Here is a 19,317-nt window from a genome sequence, read left to right as displayed (position 1 = left end):
TCAGCCGGCCCACGCGGACGATCGGATCACGCTGCAGAAGTTGCCCGCATGGAAATGCGGATCCTTGTCCGCGAGCACGTCGGCCTTCACGTTGCCGAACGTCGTGTCGGGCTTGTGCTTGATGCCGTCGTAGAACGCCTGAATGATGTCCTCCTTGAAATGCGGCGTGCGCGGATGCGCGCGTACGACCGCTTCCCGCTCGACATCGCTGTATTCCGGGTAAGTGAGGCCCAGTACGTCCATCTCGACGCCCGCCGTGACCAGCGCGACGACCGGATGCATGTGCTGCGGGATGCCGGGCGTGGTGTGCAGGGCGATCGAGGTCCATACGACATCGATGTCCTGTTGCGAAATCCCCTTGCCCTTCAGAAAATCGCGCGCGGCGTTCGCGCCGTCCACTTCGAAGCGCTCGCATGTGCTGCTGTGCCGGCGCGTCAGTCCCATGTCATGGAACATGCAGCCGCAATACAGCAGCTCGGGGTCGTACTCGAGCCCGCGCCGCCGGCCCGCCAGCGCAGCGAAATAGAACACGCGGCTCGAGTGGTGGAACAGCAGCTCGGACTCGGTATCGCGCACGAGTTCGGTGATCTCGCGCGTCAAACGCGTATCGGGAAGGGTGATGCCGGCAACGTTCACAGTCATGATGGACCTCCATGGAAGACACCCTCGATTTTCCGGAGTCCAACACGTGTCTCCAATGGACGTATTACGACGAATCCTGCCATTTCGCGCGACGAACGGACATGGTGTCTGCACGGTGAAGAAAGCGCTCCTATACTGCTGCGCATCACGTTCGTTACAACACGCAACCGATCATGTCGAAGGTCGTGGGTATTTTCGCCGTTCCGGGTGTTCAACTGCTCGACGTCTCCGCGCCGCTCGACGTGTTCGCGCAAGCGAACGCCGAGTGCGGCAAGCCGTTCTACACGTTGCGGATCATCGCGAGCGGGCCCGGGCCGATCCGCAGTTCGTCCGGCGCACGGATGCTGCCCGACTGGATCGTGCCCGACATCCCGGAGCGCCTCGACACGCTGCTGGTCGCCGGCGCGCCGCACGCCGGCCAGATCGCGCTGCGCACCGACGTCCTCGCGTGGCTGCGCTCGGCGGCCGTGCAAAGCAGGCGCTACGGCTCGATCTGCACCGGCGCGTTCATCCTCGCGGCCACCGGCCTGCTGAAAGGGCGCCACCTGACCACGCACTGGGCCGCCGCCGATGCGCTCGCCGAAGCGTATCCGTCCGTCACCGTCGACGCCGACGCACTGTACGTACGCGACGGCAAGCTGCGCACCGGCGCTGGCGTCACGGCCGGGCTCGATCTCGCGCTCGCGCTGGTCGAGGAGGATCTCGGCCGCGAGATCGCGCGACGCGTCGCCGCGCAACTGGTGATGTTCTTCAAGCGCCCGGGCGGCCAACTCCAGTTCAGCCGCAAGGGCGAAGCGCGCCCCGCCGGGCGTTCGGTACTGCAGGAAGTCCAGCGCTGGATCGCCGCACATCCGGAACTCGAGCATTCGGTGGCCGAGATGGCGAAGCATGCGGGCATGAGCCCGCGCCATTTCGCGCGACTGTTTCGCGCGGAAGTCGGCATGACGCCGGCCGCATGGGTCGAGGCGACCCGCATCTCGGCCGCCCGCCAGCTCCTCGAGAACGGCCACGACACGCCGAAGCAGGTCGCCGCGAAATGCGGCTTCGCGAACGTCGATACGCTCAGGCGAGCGTTCACTCGGCATGTCGGCATCACGCCGGCCGAATACCGGAAACGGCAGGCGACCCTGGCTGCGTGATGTGAAACAAGCGACGCCGGTGGCCTCGCCACCATCATTCGGAATACGATTCAACTCTCCATCCCGCCTCTGTTGCGCCGATTGCCCCCGTCGCTTCCCCGAAGACCAAGCCGCTGCTCCGGCATGCCTGCAATCGTCAGACGAAATTGCGCTGCGCGCGAATCGTTTACCCAGTTGCAATAATGATTCGCTGCCACGCGTATTTCCGACCGGTAACGCGCTCGTTACGATGCAATCAACCGCTGAACGCCACGAGCAAAGCGCGAAATCAACAGAACCGGAGGTCACCATGAAGTTGTTCATCACCGCTGTCGTCGCCGCAACCGCCCTGTCCGCATCGTACGGCGCATTCGCCCAATCGAACCCGTCGGGCCAGCTGACGCGCGCCCAGGTGCGTGCGGAACTCGTCCAGCTCGAACAGGCCGGCTACAAGCCCGAAGTCTCCGATCAGTATTACCCGCGTGCGCTGCAGACCGCGCAGGCCCGCGTGACGAACGCCGATGAAACCGGCTACGGCGCGCAAGCAGCCGCGGGCGCGCGTGCCGGCCGCGCGATCGCGGTCAAGCAGGAAGGCCGCGACTCGGTCTATTTCGGCCAGTAAGCCGGATACGCGCCAGCATATTTCCTGCGCATTCCGACGCACGCCGTACACGCGACACCCCGCTCCCGTTCATCGGGGCGGGGTGTTCGTTTTCCGGCCGTCCGCTCCCTTTGCCGGTCGCGTGCCGCGCGGCGCCGTTCACGCAAGCGTCCGGTGTTTGCGCATAGAATGGCCGCGTGGTCGGCGTCGGCCAGAACAAATGCGAGCGGTATCGCGACGCCCGCTGGTCGGCCCGATGTCGCACTCGGCGCATTTTTCGAAAAGGAGCGGTTTCATGTCTCAAACACCCGGTTCCATGATCACGTTTCGCCGCCCGGACGGCCAGGAACTGCAGGGCTATCTCGCCACGCCGGAGCGGACCGAAGGCGCGCCCGCGGTCGTCGTCATCCAGGAATGGTGGGGGCTGAACGACCAGATCCGCGGCGTCGCGGATCGCCTCGCGCGCTGCGGCTACTTCGCGCTCGTGCCCGACCTGTATCGCGGCAAGTCGACGGTCGAGGAGGAAGAAGCGCATCACCTGATGACCGGCCTCGATTTCGGCGACGCCGCGTCGCAGGACATTCCGGGCGCGGTCGCGTACCTGAAGACGCTGGCGCCGCGTGTCGCGGTGACGGGCTTCTGCATGGGCGGCGCCCTCACGCTGCTGTCGCTGCAGCACGCCGAAGCGGACGCCGGCGTCACGTGGTACGGCGTTCCGCCGCTCGACTACATCGATCCGGCCAAGCTCAAGGTGCCGCTGATGGGCCATTGGGGCACGCAGGATGCGTTCTTTGCGATCGACCAGGTCGACGCACTGGAAAAGAAGCTGACCGATGCGAAGGTCGGTTTCGAATTCCATCGCTATCTCGCGCACCATGCGTTCGCGAACGAAACGGCCGTCGGCCCCGGCCGCATCGCCGGCACGCAGTTCGATCCGGTGTGGTCGCAAATGGCGTGGGACCGCACGCTCACGTTCTTCGGCCGGACGCTTTGGACGAAGCAGGCGTAACGTAACGCCGCTCTCAGCGCGGCTGACGGTACGAAAGAAAACGCCACGGAGTTGCGTCCGTGGCGTTTTCGTTTTCACATACAGCCGGTTCGAAACGCAAACGCGGCAAACCGCGCCCGCCTTTCTCCATGCTTACCCGTTCGTCGCAGTTGACGACGCGGGCGCCGGAGCAGCCGCCTTGTCATAGTCGACCGGTGCATCCGGCGCGCGCGGCGCTTCGCCTGCGCGCTGGATCCAGCCGCCTCCCAGGGCGCGGTACAGGTCGACCAGGTTCGTCCAGCGTGCCAGACGCGCGCTGATCAGCGACTGCTGCGCCGAGTACAGATCCGTCTGCGCGGTCAGCACCGACAGGTAGCTGTCGACACCGTTCTTGTAACGCAGGTCCGACAGGTCGAAGCGACGCTGCTGCGCGTGCTCGTTGCGCTCCAGCGCCGCAATCTGCTGGTCGTACGTGCCGCGTGCGGCGAGGCCGTCCGACACTTCGCGGAACGCCGACTGGATCGCCTTCTCGTAGTTCGCGATCTCGATGCGCTTCTGCACGTGCGCGAGATCGAGGTTCGCGATGTTCTGCCCACCTTCGAAGATCGGCAGCGCGATATTCGGCGCGAACGACCACGCCGCCGTGCCGGCCTTGAACAGGCCGCCCAGCGTCGGGCTCGCGGTGCCGAATGCCGCGGTCAACGAGATCTTCGGGAAGAACGCCGCGCGGGCCGCGCCGATGTTCGCGTTCGCGGCCAGCAGCGTCTGCTCGGCCTGCATCACGTCAGGACGACGCGCGAGCAGATCCGACGGCAGGCCAGGCGGCACGTCCGTCAGCAGGTTCTGCGCGTCGAGCGGCATGCCCGGCGGCAGATCGTCCGGCAGCGGCTCGCCGATCAGCAGCACCAGCGCATTCAGCGCCTGTGCGCGAGCACGGGCCTGTGCCTGCTGGTTCGCCAGCGCCGTCTCGACCACCGTCTGCGCCTGACGCAGCTCGAGCTCGGAGCCCGTGCCGTTGTCGAACTGCAGCTTGGTCAGGTCGTACGACGCCTGTGCGGATTTCAGCGTGTCTTCCGTGACCTTCAGCAGATCGTCGGTCGACAGCAGCGTCAGGTATTGATCCGCCACCTGCGACACCAGCGAGATCTCCGACGCCTGCCGCGCGTACGACGTCGACAGGTACTGCGCGAGCGCCTGATCCTTCAGGCTCTGCACGCGGCCGAACAGGTCGAGTTCCCATGACGCGGACAGCCCGACGTTGTAGGTCGTCGTGATGTTCCGTCCCGGCACTACCGTCAGAGAATTAGGCAAACGCTGACGATTGCCGGTACCCACCGCGTCGAGCGTCGGGAACAGCCCCGCGCGCGTGATCTGGTACTGCGCGCGCGCCGCCTCGATGTTCAGCACCGACACGCGCAGGTCGCGGTTGTTCTTCAGCGCGATCTCGATCAGCCGCTGCAGGCGCGGATCGACGAAGAATTCGCGCCAGCCGATGGCGGTCGCCGCCTGGCCATTCGCGCTGCGCGCGCCGGCCGCGCCCGGCTGCGTCGCGTAGACGCCGCCGGCCGGGTACGCCTGCGCGACGGGTGCGTCGGGCCGCTCGTAATGCGGCGCCATCGTGCAGCCCGTGGCAAACAGCGCGGCAGACAGTGCGACCGCGGTTGCGTTCAAAGCGTGTTTTTGCATCGTTACTGCCCCTTCGAATCGTGTGCGTCGTCGCGACCGCGCTGCAGATCGCCCTGCACGAGACGCCATGCATCGTCGACGTTTTCCGTCTCGCCGCTGAAGATCGCGCGCACCCGCACGAAGAACATCGGGATCATGAAAATGGCGAGGAACGTCGCCGTGATCATCCCGCCGATCACGCCCGTGCCGATCGCGTGCTGGCTCGCCGAGCCCGCGCCGTTGCTGATCGCGAGCGGCAGCACGCCCAGCATGAACGCGAGCGACGTCATCAGGATCGGGCGCAGCCGCAGGCGCGCCGCCTCGATCGCCGCACGCACCGGCCCCATGTTCCCGCCCGCCTGAAGCTCGCGCGCGAACTCGACGATCAGGATCGCGTTCTTCGCGGACAAGCCCACCGTCGTCAACAGGCCGACCTGGAAGAACACGTCGTTCTCGAGGCCGCGCAGCATCGTCGCGAGCAGCGCGCCGACCACGCCGAGCGGCACGACCATGATCACCGAGAACGGGATCGACCAGCTTTCATACAGCGCCGCGAGACACAGGAACACGACGAGGATCGAGATCGCGTACAGGACCGGCGCCTGCGAACCGGACTGGATTTCCTGGAACGACAGCCCCGTCCACGAATAGCCGATGCCTTCCGGCAGCTTGCTCGCGAGCGCTTCCATCGCGGCCATCGCCTGGCCGGTCGACTTGCCTTCCGCGGCCTGCCCCTGGATCTCGATCGACGATACGCCGTTGTAACGCTCGAGCTTCGGCGAACCATAGATCCAGTGGCCGGTCGCGAACGCGCTGAACGGCACCATCCCACCCGAGCTGTTGCGCACGTACCAGATGTTCATGTCTTCCGGCGTCATCCGGAACGGCGCGTCCGACTGTACGTACACCTTCTTGATCCGGCCGTCGGTATCGAGGAAGTTGTTCACGTACTGCGATGCCCACGCGATCGAGAACGTCTGGTCGATCGCCGCGGCCGTCACGCCGAGCGCGTTCGCCTTCTCGCGGTCGATGTCGACCTTGTACTGCGGCGTATCGTTCAGGCCGTTCGGGCGCACCAGTGCGAGCGCCGGATCCTTCGAAGCCATCCCGAGCAACTGGCCGCGTGCGGCCATCAGCGCGTCGTGGCCGAGACCGGCGTTGTCCGTCAGCTCGAAGTCGAAGCCGGCGGCCGTGCCGAGTTCGGGAATCGACGGCGGGTTGAACGGAATCACCATCGCGTCCTTGTACTGCGAGTAGTGCGCGAAGGTCCGGCCGATCAGCGCCTGCACCTTCTGGTCCGAACGCTGGCGATGCTCGTACGGCTTCAGCTTCACGAACACGAGACCCGCGTTCTGGCCGCGGCCCGCGAAGCTGAAGCCGTTGACCGTGAACACCGAGTCGACCACATCCTTCTCGGCGGTCGTCAGGTACGTGTTGATGTTGTCGAGCGTCTTGCCGGTCGTTTCCTGCGTGGAGCCGGACGGCGTCTGCACGATCATGAACATGTAGCCCTGGTCCTCGTCGGGCAGGAACGACTTCGGCAGGCGCGCGAACATCACACCGACCGCGATGAACACGACGAGGTAGATCACGAGCCAGCGGCCCGAGCGCCGGATCACATGATTCACGCCGCCCGTGTAACGATCGCGGCTGCGATCGAAGGTCCGGTTGAACCAGCCGAAGAAGCCCTTCTTCTCTTCGTGATGCCCCTTCTCGACCGGCTTCAGGATCGTCGCGCACAGGGCCGGCGTCAGAATCAACGCGACCAGCACCGACAGCACCATCGCCGACACGATCGTCAGCGAGAACTGACGATAGATCGCGCCGACCGAGCCGCCGGAGAACGCCACCGGCACGAACACCGCCGACAGCACGAGCGCCACGCCGACGAGTGCCCCGGTGATCTGGCTCATCGCCTTGCGGGTCGCTTCCTTCGGCGACAGCCCCTCCTCCGCCATCACGCGTTCGACGTTCTCGACCACCACGATCGCATCGTCGACCAGCAGGCCGATCGCGAGCACGAGGCCGAACATCGACAGCGTGTTGATCGAGAACCCGACGAGGCCCATGATCGCGAACGTGCCGAGCAGCACGACCGGCACCGCGATCGTCGGAATGATCGTCGCCCGCAGGTTCTGCAGGAACAGATACATCACGAGGAACACGAGCACGATGCCCTCGATCAGCGTCTTGACCACTTCCTCGATCGACAGGCGCACGAACGGCGTCGTGTCGTACGGGTAGTGCACGACGAGACCATGCGGGAAATACTTCGACAACTCGTCGATCTTGGCCCGCAGCGCGTTCGCGGTCGCGAGCGCGTTCGCGCCGGTCGCAAGCTGGATGCCCAAGCCGGCCGTCGGCTGCCCCATGTACTTCGTGTCGAACGTGTAGTTCTCCGAACCGAGCGCCGCGCGGCCGACGTCCTTCAGGCGAACCTGCGAGCCGTCCTGGTTGACCTTCAGCAGGATGTTGCCGAACTGCTCGGGCGTGCGCAACAGCGTCGATTCGGTGATCGTCGCCTGCAGCACGGTGCCCGGCTTCGCCGGCGTACCGCCGATCTGGCCGCCCGCGATCTGCACGTTCTGCTGCGTGATCGCGGCCGTCACGTCGGTCGGCGTGAGGCTGTAGTTGGTCAGCTTGACGGGGTCGAGCCAGATCCGCATCGAGAACTGCGAACCGAGCAGCAGCGTCTGGCCGACGCCGTTGACACGGCTCAGCGGATCGAGCACGTGCGACGCCACGTAGTTCGTCAGGTCCTCCTTCGACATCCGGCCGTCCTCGGAGTTGAACGCGAACCACATCAGCCAGTTGCTGCTCGACTTCGTGACCTGCATGCCGAGCTGCTGCACGACCTGCGGCAGGTTCGGCGTCGCGAGCGACAGCTTGTTCTGCACCTGCACCTGCGCGACGTCCGGATTCGTGCCCGGCGAAAAGGTCAGCGTGATCGTCGCGTTGCCCGAATCGTCGCTCGTCGACGACATGTACAGGAAATTGTCGAGCCCGCTCATCTGCTGCTCGATCACCTGCGTCACCGTGTCTTCCACCGTCTTCGCGGAAGCGCCCGGATAGTTCGCCTGGATCTGGATCGTCGGCGGTGCGATCGTCGGATACTGCGCGATCGGCATCTTGAAGATCGATGCGACGCCGGCCAGCATCAGCACGATCGCGATCACCCACGCGAAGATCGGGCGATCGATAAAGAACTTGGCCATGAAACGGACTCCCGGTTATTGCGCGCTCGACTCGGCGGCCGAACTCGCTGCGGCATGGGCCGCGGTACTCGTCGGCGCGGCGCTTGCCGCTGCGGCGGATGCGGCGTCCGCCGCGGGGGCGAGCTGCGCGGCCACGGTCTTCACGGTCGCGCCCGGGCGCACCTTGTCGACGCCCTGCACGATCACGTGATCGCCCGCCTGCAGACCGCCTTCGACGATCCAGTTCTGGCCGTATGTGCCGGTCGTCGTCAACGGACGCATCTCGACCTTGTTGGCCGCGGTCACGACCAGTGCGACCGCCTGCCCCTTCTGGTCGTGCGTGACGCCGATCTGCGGCACCAGGAACGCGTTCTCGTTCACGCCTTCCTCGATCCGTGCGCGCACGAACATCCCCGGCAGCAGCACGCGGCCCGGGTTCGGGAAGACCGCGCGGATCGTCACCGAGCCGGTGGTCTGGTCGACCGTCACGTCCGAGAACTGCAGCTTGCCCGACTCCGAATAGGTCTTGCCGTCTTCCAGGATCAGCGACACCTTCGCCGCGCCCGGGCCGCTCGTCTTCAGACGGCCGCTCTGCACGTCCTGACGCAGCTTCAGCCCTTCGAGGCTCGACTGCGTAAGGTCGACGTACACCGGGTCGAGCTGCTGCACCGTCGACATCAGCGTCGCCTGGCTCGCCTGCACGTATGCGCCCGGCGTCACCTGCGAGATGCCGACGCGGCCGCTGATCGGCGACACGACATCCGTATAGCCGAGATTGATCTGCGCGGTATCGACCGCCGCCTTGCCGGCCGCGACGTCCGCCGCGGCCTGGCCTTGCGTGGCGACCGCGTTGTCGTAGTCCTGCTTGCTGACCGCGTTCGCGGCAACCAGCACCTTGTAGCGCGCGACCAGCGCGTTCTGCGTGACGAGGTTCGCCTGCGCCTTCGCGAGCGTCGCCTTCGCGCTGTTCAGCGCGGCGATGTACGGCGCCGGATCGATCTTGTAGAGGCGCTGGCCGGCCTTGACGTCGGTGCCTTCGGTGAATTCACGGCGCAGCACGATGCCGTCGACCCGTGCGCGCACTTGCGCCACGAGGAAAGCACTGGTGCGGCCCGGCAGTTCGGTTACCGCCGGCACGGCTTGCGGCTGCACGGTGACGACGCCGACTTCCGGCGTTTGCGGCGACGGTGCCGATTCTTTCTTGCCGCACGCGGCCAGGAAAACGGCAGCCGTTGCGGCAGTGATTAAGCGGTATGGAACCCGTTCGACGCGCATGGAGCGACCTCTCACAATTAGACGACCTTCAATGGGAATCACCAGATCTCCTCATGGCCCTGACGCGCGGCGGACTTGCAGCTTCCTGTCCACCGCGGATGCGGACGTGTGTTACGGGTGTGCGTTGCACCCTGCGAAGCGTTCGTGCACCGAACTGCTTCCGAAAAAGAACGGCGAGCCCGTGGGCTCGCGTTGCCGTGGGTTCAGCCAGACCGCTGGTTCGTGGGCCGGAACGCGGCGCCGACGAATTCGACGAACGCGCGCGCGGCGGCCGGCAGACGCGCGGCACGCGCATGCGCGAGCTTCAGCGTGACGGGCGCGAGCGGGTGGACAGGTGCAACGCGCACCAGCGTGCCGGCCGCCAGATCGGCGTCGACGAGATACGCGGGCAGCACCGCCGCGCCCATGCCGGCCACGGCCAGCCGCCGCGCCATCTCGAGATGGCCGACGCCCGTATTGCCGGGCGTCGCGCCGGATCGAATCCGGGCCGCGTGGTCGTCGTCGGCCGCCGGCAGCTCCAGCCGCACGGTCGCAATGTCCGGCCAGTCGCCCGACGCAGCCGCGCCGCCGTGCGCGGCGACGTAACCCGGCGCCGCGACCCGCACGGACTCGTATGCGGCCAGCGTATGCAGCGCGTGGGCGCCGGACACCGGCATGCCATCCGTCAGGAACGCGACGTCGATGTCCTCGGCGGTCAGGTCGACGTGGGCATCGGTCAGCGTTACGGTCGGCCGCACGTCCGGAAACCGGTGCACGAAGCGATCGAGCAGCGCGCTCAACTGGCTGAGCCCGAACGCGACCGGCGCGGCCACGCGCAATACGCCTTCCGGCTTGCAGCCCATCGCGACGAAACGACCGTCGATCTCGTCGATCGCACCGAGAATCCGCTCGACGCGCGCGAGATACAGCTCGCCGATTTCCGTCAGCGACTGGTGACTCGTGCTGCGTTGAAGCAGCCGCGCACCGAGTCGCATCTCGAGCGCATCGACCAGCCGGCTCGCCATCGCAGTCGACACGCGCAACCGCGTCGCCGCCCGGCGAAACCCGCCCTCTCGTGCCACCGTCACGAATGCCCGAATCGATTGAAGTTGGTCCATTTGTCCGGATTTCCCTGCGCGGACGACTGCCCGTATGCCTGCACCCGACGCCGCGCCGCGGCCGGCCCGCATCGGCACGGCCAATGCGGCGGCACCGACGCGGGCTCAGCCGGGCCGGTCGGCACGCGTGCGACACGCACGAGCCGGCTTGCAACGGACGCAAACCGGCCTCGGCAAGCCCGATGCACGATCGTTCAATAGCAGTCCTGAGTCTTTTCCGGCGATTCGCGGCGGCGACGCACGCGGCATGGCCAGCGGCGTCCGCGCATCACGCGGACGGTGTTGCCCGCATCATCCGGGCGCGCTGAATCGCATTTCCTTCAGCAGGTGCAATGGTAGGGAAACCGCCGGAAAATGGCTTGCCCGATCCTGCGATTGTTTTGCCTTAATTTCCGAATTTGTGCGCTGCACACCGTGCAACGATGGACGACGCGCTCGCCGACCGTGCAGGTCCGGATGATCGGGCTAATTTCGGACAGGTTTAGGCAATCCCGCACACGCAACTCGCCGTACGATGTGACCGCCGTGCGTGCACCTCGACAGCGAATCGCCGCCGCGCGCATTGCATCGCCCACTCCGCCAGCCGCTTACGCAACATGGAAATCGACGCTCGAACGCCGCCACAACCGCGCAACCCGCCGGATCACGATGCCCGGTCGCGAACCCGGCCATCCGCGGCCCGGCTCGCGGCGCTGATCGCCGCGTACGCGCCGCACGACGGCATGTTCGACCTCCCGCTGCGCGGCATGCGCATCGCGCGCGCTTCCGCGCCGCCGCCACAGTGGAACCACGGCGTGCATCACGCGTGCCTGAGTATCGTCGGGCAGGGCGCGAAGTCGATGCGGGTCGGCGACGCTACCTACACGATCGACGCATCGCGGATGCTGGTCGCCACCGCCGACCTGCCCGTGACCGGACGCGTGACGCGCGCGAGCCCGGCCGAGCCCTTCCTCTACGCGCAACTCGAACTCGATCCGCGCCGCATTGCGGCGCTCACGCCGGTTGTCTTTCCGCACGGACTGCCGAAAGCCGCCGACTACGGCGCGCTCGACACACTCGACGCGACGCCCGAAATCGTCGACGCCGTCGCGCGGCTGATGCAACTGATCGCACAACCCGACGACCTCGACCTGCTCGCCCCGCTGATCGTCGACGAAATCCTCATCCGGCTGATGCGCGGCCCGTCGGGCGCGCGCGTCGCGCAGATCGGCGACGCCGGTTCGACGACCCAGCGCATCTCGCGCGCCGTCGCATGGATTCGCGACCACTACCTCGATCCGATGGCGGTCGACTCGCTTGCGCGACAGGCGGAGATGAGCCCGTCGACTTTCCACCATCACTTCCGTGCGGTCACGTCGATGAGTCCGTTGCAATGCCAGAAGGTGCTGCGGCTGCAGGAGGCGCGCCGCCTGATGTGCCTGTCGGCGATGGATGCGCGACAGGCGGGCCGAAGCGTCGGCTATGTGAGCGCGTCGCAGTTCAGCCGCGAATACGCGCGGCTGTTCGGCGACGCGCCGGGCCGCGACGTCGCGAGACTGCGCGGCGAAGCGGTACCGCTGTCGCGCGTCGCACCATGAACGGATATCGCGGCGGGTTCGCTGCTCATCGCGAACCCCATCGTGGGGCCGGCGACACCTTCACGCGAGCGAGGGCGGTGCAGCCAGGCTGACGTCGACGCGTTTCGGCAGGATGCCGGCCTGATGGAACACGTCCGCGATGCGCTGCTGGTACGCGAGCGTGTCGCGGGTGACGGGCTCGACACCGAAGCGTGCGCGGCGAAACGCGAGCGCCACGGCCGGCTCCGGAATCCCCCACAGCTTCGAGAATTCGGCCGCGCCCTGCGCGCGATTCGTATCGAGCCAGCGCTGGACCGTCGCCAGTTCCGACACGACCGCGTCGAGCACGTCGGCATTGCGCTGCGCATACGTGCGCGACGCAAAGTAGTAGCTGCGGTTCTCGACGAGCCCCGTGCCGTCCGCGACGATGCGCGCGCCGAATGCCTGCTGGACCACCGCGAGAAACGGATCCCAGATGATCCACGCGTCGACCGAGCGGTTCTCGAATGCGGCCCGCGCATCGGACGGCGACAGCCAGACCGGCGTGACGTCGGTATAGCCGAGCTTCGCGGCCTGCAGCAGCCTGACAAGCAGAAAGTGCGTATTCGATCCCTTCACCAGCGCGATGCGCTTGCCGCGCAGGTCGGCAAAGGTCTTGACCGGTGAATCGTTCGGGACGATCACGGCTTCGGCTGCCGGACCGGCCGGCGTCTGCGCGTAGTAGACGAGCGGCGCGCCGGCCGCGAGCGCGAAGATCGGCGGCGCTTCGCCGACATCGCCGAAATCGATCGATCCCGCGTTCAGCGCCTCGAGTTGCGGCGGGCCCGACGGGAATTCGGTCCACGTGACGTTCACGCCGAGTGTCGCGAGCTTGCCCTGCAGCGTGCCGCGCGCCTTCAGCAGGCTGAGCGGCCCTTTCTGATAACCGATGCGCAACGTACGCGTGCTGGCCGCGCCGGCCAGCGCAAGGCCCGGGTGGGCGGCGGTGCCTGCCGCGATCGCCAGGCCGGCATGAAGCAGCCGGCGGCGGGTTCTGAAGTATTGATCTGCCATGTCGTTTCGGGTTCGATGAAGTGGGCGCGAACGGAGGGCGCGCATGCGATGAAGCAGGTCGAACCGATTCTAAAAGGCGGCCGCCGCACGCCGAACCAATGATGTTCGATATCAAAAGCAAGCGTTTTCATAAGGACACGCCGGTGGCACGGGCATCGTCGTCCGGCCCGGTCGATGCACATGCATTCGTCAGTTTCCTTTAATAAAGGATTCCGAATTACTTATATTGAGCCGGAAGACAGTGCACGGTACTTACGATACCGACCTTGCGTGAATCAGGAGCGAGGGGACGCGCAGCAAGCGTTCAACGCGGCCTCGTCGGCGGCCAGCAGCTCGGGCACGCATTCCCGCAGGAAATCGACGAACGTGCGGATCTTCGCATCGAGATACTGACGCGACGCATACAACGTATAGACCGTCAGCTTCTGCAACCGGTAATCGGGCAGCACGCGCACCAGTGCGCCGCTCGCGAGCGCGGGCAGCGCAGCCGATATCGGCAGCGAGCCGATCCCGAGCCCCGCGCGTAACGCGGCGCCGAGCGCATCGGCGATATTCACCTGGAAATCGGGCACCGGCAGTTCGAACGTTTCGCGGCCGTTCGGACCGTCGAGATGCCAGCGGTCGCGCGGAAAGAGCGGCGTGACGATCTGCAGGCACGCATGCCCGGCGAGATCGCTCACCGTGCGCGGCGTGCCGCGCGTCTTCAGGTAGGCAGGCGACGCGCACAACACGCTGCCCACGTCGCCGAGCCGCTGCGATACCAACCCGGAATCGGGCAGCTCCGTCGTGCTCAACTGCAGCGACACGTCGTAGCCTTCGTCGATGATGTCGGGCACATGCTGCGACAGCGTTAGCTCGACCGCGACCGACGGATAACGCTCACGGTAGCGCACGACGGCGGGCACCACGTAAGACTGGCCGAAGCTCGTCGTCGCGTGAACGTGCAGCCGTCCGGACGGCTTCGCCTGTGCATCGGCCGCCTCGGCTTCCGCTTCGTCGATATAGCCGAGGATACGCTGGCAGCGGTCGAGATAGCGCTGCCCGGCGTCGGTCAGCGCGATGCGGCGCGTGCTGCGGTTGAGCAGGCGCGTGCGCAGATGCGTTTCGAGTTGCGCGACCGAACGCGACGCGTAGGCCGTCGTGATGTCCAAGCGCTGGGCCGCGCTCGTGAAGCTGCCCTCCTCCGCGACCCGGACGAAAATGCGCATCATCTGTAACGTGTCCATCGACCTGTCCCCGGGATTGTCACGTCGCGCCACCGTGCCGCCAGGATGCCGGCGGCGCCGGCACACGCCGGTCTGGCGCGAATTGTGCGGAACAGTACAGCAGCGTTGCAGGCGTGTCCAGTTCGCCGTATGCGGCACGCTCCGGATGCCGGATCGTGCTGCCGAGCCGCTCGCCGCGCGGCATCCGGGCCGGACGTACATGCGTATCGAAGGTGCCGACAGGCCAACGCCGCGGTCGGCAAAAACTACCCGCCGACCATGATTCCTTCGTCGATCGACGCCCTTCGCGTCTCGCGCGTTACGCGGCGCCCGCCGCATCGAACGGATTGCGCAACACGATCGTATCGTCGCGCTCCGCGCCGGTCGTGATCATCGAGACGGGCACGCCCGCCACGGCTTCGATGCGCGCGATGAAATCCTGCGCGGCCCGGGGCAGCGCCGCACGCTCGCGCACGCCCTTCACGGAGCCTTGCCAGCCTTCGAAGCGTTCGTAGAGCGGCTTCGCGCGCGACTGCGCATCGAGGCTCGCGGGCAGATGGTCGACACGCACGCCGTCTAATTCGTAACCGACGCACAGCGCGATCGACTCGAAGCCGTCGAGCACGTCGAGCTTGGTGAGCGCCAGCGAATCGATGCCCGAGACCCTGACCGCCTGACGCAGTTGCGCGGCATCGAGCCATCCGCAGCGGCGCGGGCGGCCGGTGTTGACGCCGAACTCCTGTCCGCGCGCACGCAGCGTTTCGCCGGTGGCGTCGGTCAGCTCCGTGAGGAACGGGCCGCCGCCGACCCGCGTCGCATACGCCTTCGTGACACCCAGTACGTGGCCGAGCTTCGCTGCACCGAGCCCGGTGCCGGCCGCCGCGGCCGATGCCACGGTGCCCGACGACGTCACGAACGGATACGTGCCCCAGTCGATGTCCAGCATCACGGCCTGCGAACCCTCGAACAGAATGCGCTCGCCGCGATCGGTCGCGTCGTTGAGGTCGGCCCAGACGGGACGCACGAACGGCAGGATCTTCGGTGCAAGCGCCAGCAGCGTCGCCAGCATCGCGTCGCGATCGTACTCGTCGAGCCCCAGTCCGCGGAACCACGCGTCGTGATGGTCGACGAGCACGTCGAGTTTGGCCGCGAGCCCGCCCGGTTCCGCGAGATCGCCGACGCGCAGCCCGCGACGCCCGACCTTGTCCTCGTAGGCCGGCCCGATCCCGCGCAGCGTGGTGCCGATGGGTTCGCGGCGCAAACGCTCCTGCGCCTGGTCGATCGCGCGGTGAATCGGCAGCACCAGCGTCGCGTTCTCCGCGATCGACAGGTTGTCCGGCGTAACCGACAACCCGAGCTCGGCCATCCGCCCGATTTCCGCGAGCAGCGCTTCCGGGTCGAGCGCCACGCCGTTGCCGATCACGCCGCGCTTGCCGCGCACGACGCCGCTCGGCAGCAGCGCGAGCTTGTACGTGCGGCCGCCGACGATCAGCGTGTGACCCGCGTTGTGGCCGCCGTTGTAGCGTGCGACGAGATCGGCCTGTGCCGCCAGCCAGTCCACGACGCGCCCCTTGCCTTCGTCACCCCATTGGGCGCCCACTACCACCACGTTCGGCATGCTCCGTACTCCATGTGAGAAATTCAGACACTGGTTCGGCCCAAGTCGGCCGTTTGTGTGCCATATTGGCGGAGTCGGATCACCCGATCAAACGATTAAACCTGAACCATCGTGTGAGTAAATTTCACGCGAAACGATGCAATGGCCCGACGACTCCCTCCGTTGAATTCGCTGCGCGCGTTCGAAGCCGCCGCGCGGCTCGGCAGCTTCACGCTGGCCGCCGACGAGCTGTGCGTCACGCACGGCGCGATCAGCCGGCATGTACAGCAACTGGAAGCATGGCTCGGACGGCCGCTGTTCGAACGCCACAACCGCCGCGTCGAACTGACCGCGGCCGGGCGCGCGTACCTCGCCGAGGTCGGCGCTTCGTTCGACCGAATCGCACTCGCCACCGCGCAGCACTTCGGCCACGCACAGCAGCGCGTGCTGCGCGTCAGCGCGCCCGCGACGTTCTCGCTGCGCTGGCTCGTCCCGAAGCTGTCGTCGTTCCAGGTGGCGCATCCGGCCATCGAGGTGCGGCTGTCGACGTCGAACGAGCCGATCGAAAAGCTGCGCGACAAGGTCGACCTGATCGTTCGCGGCGGCCCGCAGGCCATCGATGGATACGTCGCGGAAGAATTCCTGTCCGAAGTCCGGCTGCCGGTATGTGCGCCGAAGCTGCTGGAGGGCCGGTCGCTGGATACGCCCGCCGATCTCGCCGGCTTCACGCTGCTGCACGCGGCAACCTATCCGGGCATGTGGCCGGAATGGCTCGCCGCGGCCGGGCACCCGAATCTCGTCCCGCGGCACTCGCTCACGCTCGAGCATTTCTACCTGACGCTGCAAGGCGCGCTCGACGGTCTCGGTGTCGCAATGGGACCGATCGCGCTCGTGGCCGACGACATCGCGGAAGGCCGGCTCGTTCAGCCGTTCAGCGAACCGGCGCTACCGCCGTGGCGCTACTTCACGTATGTGGCGTCGGCGCGGGCGGATGACGACACCGTACGCGCGTTCAAGGACTGGCTGAAGGCAACGGGAAGCGCAACTGCGGCGGGTGGGCGGCGCTGACCGCCGCCTGCATGCGTGTCGTGCATCTTCGCGACACGCAGGATTCCGAATCAAATTGGATAAGCGTGCGGAACCTGCTTGCCTTCGTACATCGCGCGATCGCAACGCACGCGGCAAGCCGCGGACGAACCGCGGCTTGCCGCCGGACGGACGCTTGCCGACTTACTGGCTTGCTGCGCCGGCCTTCTTCTCCGCGTTTTGCAGGTTCTGCGGATAGTTCGGATCATTGGCCGCCGGCTTGTAACCGGCGTCTTCGAGTTTCTTCAGCTCGGCGGTGTTCTTCGCACGCGCAGCCTTGTGCTCGGCCTTGCGTTTGGCCCGGGCCGCCTTGCGCGCTTGGCTCTTCGCGGCCTTGGCGTCCTGTGCTGCCGGTGCAGCCGATGTGCTGGCGGCGTCGGTCTGCGCAAATGCCGGAACGGCCGAGCCGAACAGGAAAGCGGCTGCAGTAGCAGCCAGCGTGAGTTTTCTGATCTGGATTCGCATCGCTGAACTCTCTTTTTGGATGACCATCACGGTTTGAAAAACCATCGAGATACCGCCCCTGCCCTGATCAGTCGTCATGTCGCGATCAGGACCTGAGCATCATAACCGTGTCGCAAAAAATGTGGCGCCAACGTGCTGACGGAATTGGGGATACACGTATGGGAGACAACGTGGTCCGTGCGTTCGATGACGGGAATCGTTGGACACGTTGCGACGCGCGGCACCGACGGCTGTTTCACTGGTGGTGATATCGACACGCTCATGCGCGACATGAGTATCGACGTGCTTGCACGATCACCGCAGCAGCAGTCGATCCGTGCGTCACGTCGTCGTTCGACGCGACTCGAACGACGGTTCCTCCCATAAACGGCCACGATTCGCTTCGACGGCGATCAAGTCGATTACGTTGCGTCGTTGCGTCGTGCTGTGACGCTCGTGCGGCAACCGTTGCCACCTCGTGATGCAGAAGGCTAGCTGTGGAGGCTGGGCTTGTTGTCGACTGGCAAGGTCTGACGAAAAAGGCGAAGGCTGCGCGAGCAGTGAAGACGTCGCGCGATTGATTACACGAATGGGCCGAAACCCATCATGGACGAGCAGCACTCGTCTAGAGGGTGCGCAGATGCCCGCGAAGGCCTGTCCATCCATGCGACCGAGCTTGCCGACGCATCGGGCGCCACACATGGATGCCGATCGTTTCTTGTTTGCTTCGATCGATGATGTGTTGTGTCGACAGGCTGGCCGGCAATCTACACAGCTTGCTGATACCTGTGTGCTACGCCTGATCGGTGAGCTTTTACGGGATTCCGGATTTTTGGGAAGGTGAGCATGTACGGGAGCATCGTGGAATTCGATTACGGTGAGCTTCGGCAACAACAACATCTTCACGTTGGCTTGCAGCGATCTCGATGCAGCCCGTCGAGATCGTCCCGGGGCCCCCTCCATGCGGTGGCATTTCGGCGCACCCGGTTCGTTTTCGGGCGAGGTCTGAGTCTCTCGTTGCCGGCGACGGGCCAGCATGACTTCCCGGGCGAGGCTCCAAAGGTAGAAAAACGGACGGGTCGTGGGGATGAAAAACAGCCAGGCGCGGATCCCGTCCGGCACAGTCCACAGGCTAAATTTGGCGAGCCGCGTCACAGGCGATCGACAAAAACTTGTCCCCAGACGACGCAGCGCGAGTACAAAAAACCACTTGAAACGGGTCCAGGATGATTTCGAACCGCTGTGGGGGGAAATCGACGGGATTCGTTCCGCTGGTCAATCACGGGTGCCGAGAGGGCACTGGGCAGAGTTTTGGGTCCCATAAACGGGAACCTCTACGTTGAATCCAGGGATTTCTTCCCATAAGTTTCTACGTTTCGGTGTTTGTGAGTGGGCACTTACCTCTTCGGGTTGCCTTGTCAGGCCTGATGTTGTCCAGGCAGAGGGTCCCAAACACAGGGCAAGTCAGCCTGAGTCGAGCGTTCTGGGCGCATGGCATCCCACAGATGGCTCCCATTGGTAGCGGTTTATGGGGTTCGTCTTTCTGTGCAAGCACACGTGTGTTTACATCTTTGGTAAACCACGTTTACTTCTTTAACTACTTTTAGACGGCTCGCAGCCTTGTGTGCCAAGGGTTTGAGCGGTGTTCGGTACCCATTTATGGGAGCACAGGTGGAAGGGTCTGGGGTTTCAGGTCTGTGGATTTGGGGGTTGGGGTACCGCGCTGTGGGGAATCGGGGTTGTGGATATGGGGCGAACGTATCCTGTTATGGGAAATCGACCGCAATTCGCGTTGG

Annotated in this window: 14 protein-coding genes; 5 read left to right on the top strand and 9 right to left on the bottom strand. The window is 65.8% G+C overall.

Annotated elements, in window-relative coordinates:
- The gene (locus tag HWX09_RS10200; protein ID WP_027786261.1) at positions 1–642 is read right to left on the bottom strand and encodes an HD domain-containing protein; all 642 of its coding nucleotides are present in this window, start codon (positions 640–642) and stop codon (positions 1–3) included.
- 173 nt (positions 643–815) lie between these two features.
- Between HWX09_RS10200 and HWX09_RS10195 the strand changes: the two genes are divergently transcribed.
- The 3 genes from HWX09_RS10195 (at position 816) to HWX09_RS10185 (ending at position 3,370) form a co-directional block, all read left to right on the top strand.
- Complete coding sequence (locus HWX09_RS10195; RefSeq protein ID WP_027786262.1) at positions 816–1,781, top strand: GlxA family transcriptional regulator; 966 nt, start codon at positions 816–818, stop codon at positions 1,779–1,781.
- 289 nt (positions 1,782–2,070) lie between these two features.
- Positions 2,071–2,382, top strand: a complete 312-nt coding sequence (locus HWX09_RS10190; RefSeq protein WP_027786263.1) for a DUF4148 domain-containing protein — start codon at positions 2,071–2,073, stop codon at positions 2,380–2,382.
- Between the two features lie 274 nt (positions 2,383–2,656).
- Positions 2,657–3,370 carry a dienelactone hydrolase family protein gene (locus HWX09_RS10185; protein WP_027786264.1) on the top strand — a complete coding sequence of 238 codons (714 nt, stop codon included), beginning with the start codon at positions 2,657–2,659 and terminating at the stop codon, positions 3,368–3,370.
- A 132-nt stretch (positions 3,371–3,502) separates the two neighbouring features.
- Here HWX09_RS10185 and HWX09_RS10180 read toward each other — a convergent pair whose 3' ends face one another.
- From HWX09_RS10180 to HWX09_RS10165, 4 genes are all read right to left on the bottom strand, one after another.
- Positions 3,503–5,035, bottom strand: coding sequence for an efflux transporter outer membrane subunit (locus tag HWX09_RS10180; protein ID WP_027786265.1), 1,533 nt, complete (start codon positions 5,033–5,035; stop codon positions 3,503–3,505).
- A gap of 2 nt (positions 5,036–5,037) precedes the next feature.
- The gene (locus tag HWX09_RS10175; RefSeq protein WP_027786266.1) at positions 5,038–8,229 is read right to left on the bottom strand and encodes an efflux RND transporter permease subunit; all 3,192 of its coding nucleotides are present in this window, start codon (positions 8,227–8,229) and stop codon (positions 5,038–5,040) included.
- A gap of 15 nt (positions 8,230–8,244) precedes the next feature.
- Positions 8,245–9,483, bottom strand: a complete 1,239-nt coding sequence (locus HWX09_RS10170; RefSeq protein ID WP_027786267.1) for an efflux RND transporter periplasmic adaptor subunit — start codon at positions 9,481–9,483, stop codon at positions 8,245–8,247.
- Between the two features lie 203 nt (positions 9,484–9,686).
- Entirely contained in the window at positions 9,687–10,580 is an 894-nt protein-coding gene (locus HWX09_RS10165) for a LysR family transcriptional regulator (RefSeq protein WP_027786268.1), read from the bottom strand.
- A 722-nt stretch (positions 10,581–11,302) separates the two neighbouring features.
- Here HWX09_RS10165 and HWX09_RS10160 point away from each other — a divergent pair.
- The gene (locus HWX09_RS10160; RefSeq protein ID WP_227789476.1) at positions 11,303–12,157 is read left to right on the top strand and encodes an AraC family transcriptional regulator; all 855 of its coding nucleotides are present in this window, start codon (positions 11,303–11,305) and stop codon (positions 12,155–12,157) included.
- A 60-nt stretch (positions 12,158–12,217) separates the two neighbouring features.
- Here HWX09_RS10160 and HWX09_RS10155 read toward each other — a convergent pair whose 3' ends face one another.
- The 3 genes from HWX09_RS10155 to HWX09_RS10145 form a co-directional block, all read right to left on the bottom strand.
- A complete protein-coding gene (locus tag HWX09_RS10155; RefSeq protein ID WP_027786270.1) occupies positions 12,218–13,189 on the bottom strand; it encodes a sulfonate ABC transporter substrate-binding protein in 972 nt (323 codons plus the stop codon).
- 275 nt (positions 13,190–13,464) lie between these two features.
- The gene (locus HWX09_RS10150; protein ID WP_027786271.1) at positions 13,465–14,415 is read right to left on the bottom strand and encodes a LysR family transcriptional regulator; all 951 of its coding nucleotides are present in this window, start codon (positions 14,413–14,415) and stop codon (positions 13,465–13,467) included.
- Between the two features lie 298 nt (positions 14,416–14,713).
- Complete coding sequence (locus HWX09_RS10145; protein WP_027786272.1) at positions 14,714–16,012, bottom strand: adenylosuccinate synthase; 1,299 nt, start codon at positions 16,010–16,012, stop codon at positions 14,714–14,716.
- 141 nt (positions 16,013–16,153) lie between these two features.
- On the opposite strand from HWX09_RS10145, the gene gcvA reads away from it, so the two are divergent.
- On the top strand, positions 16,154–17,059 hold the full coding sequence (gene gcvA, locus HWX09_RS10140; protein WP_027786273.1) for a transcriptional regulator GcvA: 906 nt from the start codon (positions 16,154–16,156) through the stop codon (positions 17,057–17,059).
- A gap of 162 nt (positions 17,060–17,221) precedes the next feature.
- Here gcvA and HWX09_RS10135 read toward each other — a convergent pair whose 3' ends face one another.
- Positions 17,222–17,542: a hypothetical protein gene (locus HWX09_RS10135; protein WP_027786274.1), complete on the bottom strand. Its 321-nt coding sequence runs from the start codon at positions 17,540–17,542 to the stop codon at positions 17,222–17,224.
- Positions 17,543–19,317 lie beyond the last annotated feature (1,775 nt).

This window comes from Burkholderia sp. BCC1208 (assembly GCF_902833095.1).
GTDB lineage: Bacteria > Pseudomonadota > Gammaproteobacteria > Burkholderiales > Burkholderiaceae > Burkholderia.
This window is presented reverse-complemented; position numbering and strand designations above follow the sequence as displayed.

Excerpts from the sequence above, each read along its gene's own strand:
- HWX09_RS10200 (WP_027786261.1), bottom strand. The coding sequence starts at position 642 with ATGACTGTGAACGTTGCCGGCATCACCCTTCCCGATACGCGTTTGACG.
- HWX09_RS10195 (WP_027786262.1), top strand. The coding sequence starts at position 816 with ATGTCGAAGGTCGTGGGTATTTTCGCCGTTCCGGGTGTTCAACTGCTC.
- HWX09_RS10190 (WP_027786263.1), top strand. The coding sequence starts at position 2,071 with ATGAAGTTGTTCATCACCGCTGTCGTCGCCGCAACCGCCCTGTCCGCA.
- HWX09_RS10185 (WP_027786264.1), top strand. The coding sequence starts at position 2,657 with ATGTCTCAAACACCCGGTTCCATGATCACGTTTCGCCGCCCGGACGGC.
- HWX09_RS10180 (WP_027786265.1), bottom strand. The coding sequence starts at position 5,035 with ATGCAAAAACACGCTTTGAACGCAACCGCGGTCGCACTGTCTGCCGCG.
- HWX09_RS10175 (WP_027786266.1), bottom strand. The coding sequence starts at position 8,229 with ATGGCCAAGTTCTTTATCGATCGCCCGATCTTCGCGTGGGTGATCGCG.
- HWX09_RS10170 (WP_027786267.1), bottom strand. The coding sequence starts at position 9,483 with ATGCGCGTCGAACGGGTTCCATACCGCTTAATCACTGCCGCAACGGCT.
- HWX09_RS10165 (WP_027786268.1), bottom strand. The coding sequence starts at position 10,580 with ATGGACCAACTTCAATCGATTCGGGCATTCGTGACGGTGGCACGAGAG.
- HWX09_RS10160 (WP_227789476.1), top strand. The coding sequence starts at position 11,303 with ATGTTCGACCTCCCGCTGCGCGGCATGCGCATCGCGCGCGCTTCCGCG.
- HWX09_RS10155 (WP_027786270.1), bottom strand. The coding sequence starts at position 13,189 with ATGGCAGATCAATACTTCAGAACCCGCCGCCGGCTGCTTCATGCCGGC.
- HWX09_RS10150 (WP_027786271.1), bottom strand. The coding sequence starts at position 14,415 with ATGGACACGTTACAGATGATGCGCATTTTCGTCCGGGTCGCGGAGGAG.
- HWX09_RS10145 (WP_027786272.1), bottom strand. The coding sequence starts at position 16,012 with ATGCCGAACGTGGTGGTAGTGGGCGCCCAATGGGGTGACGAAGGCAAG.
- gcvA (WP_027786273.1), top strand. The coding sequence starts at position 16,154 with ATGGCCCGACGACTCCCTCCGTTGAATTCGCTGCGCGCGTTCGAAGCC.
- HWX09_RS10135 (WP_027786274.1), bottom strand. The coding sequence starts at position 17,542 with ATGCGAATCCAGATCAGAAAACTCACGCTGGCTGCTACTGCAGCCGCT.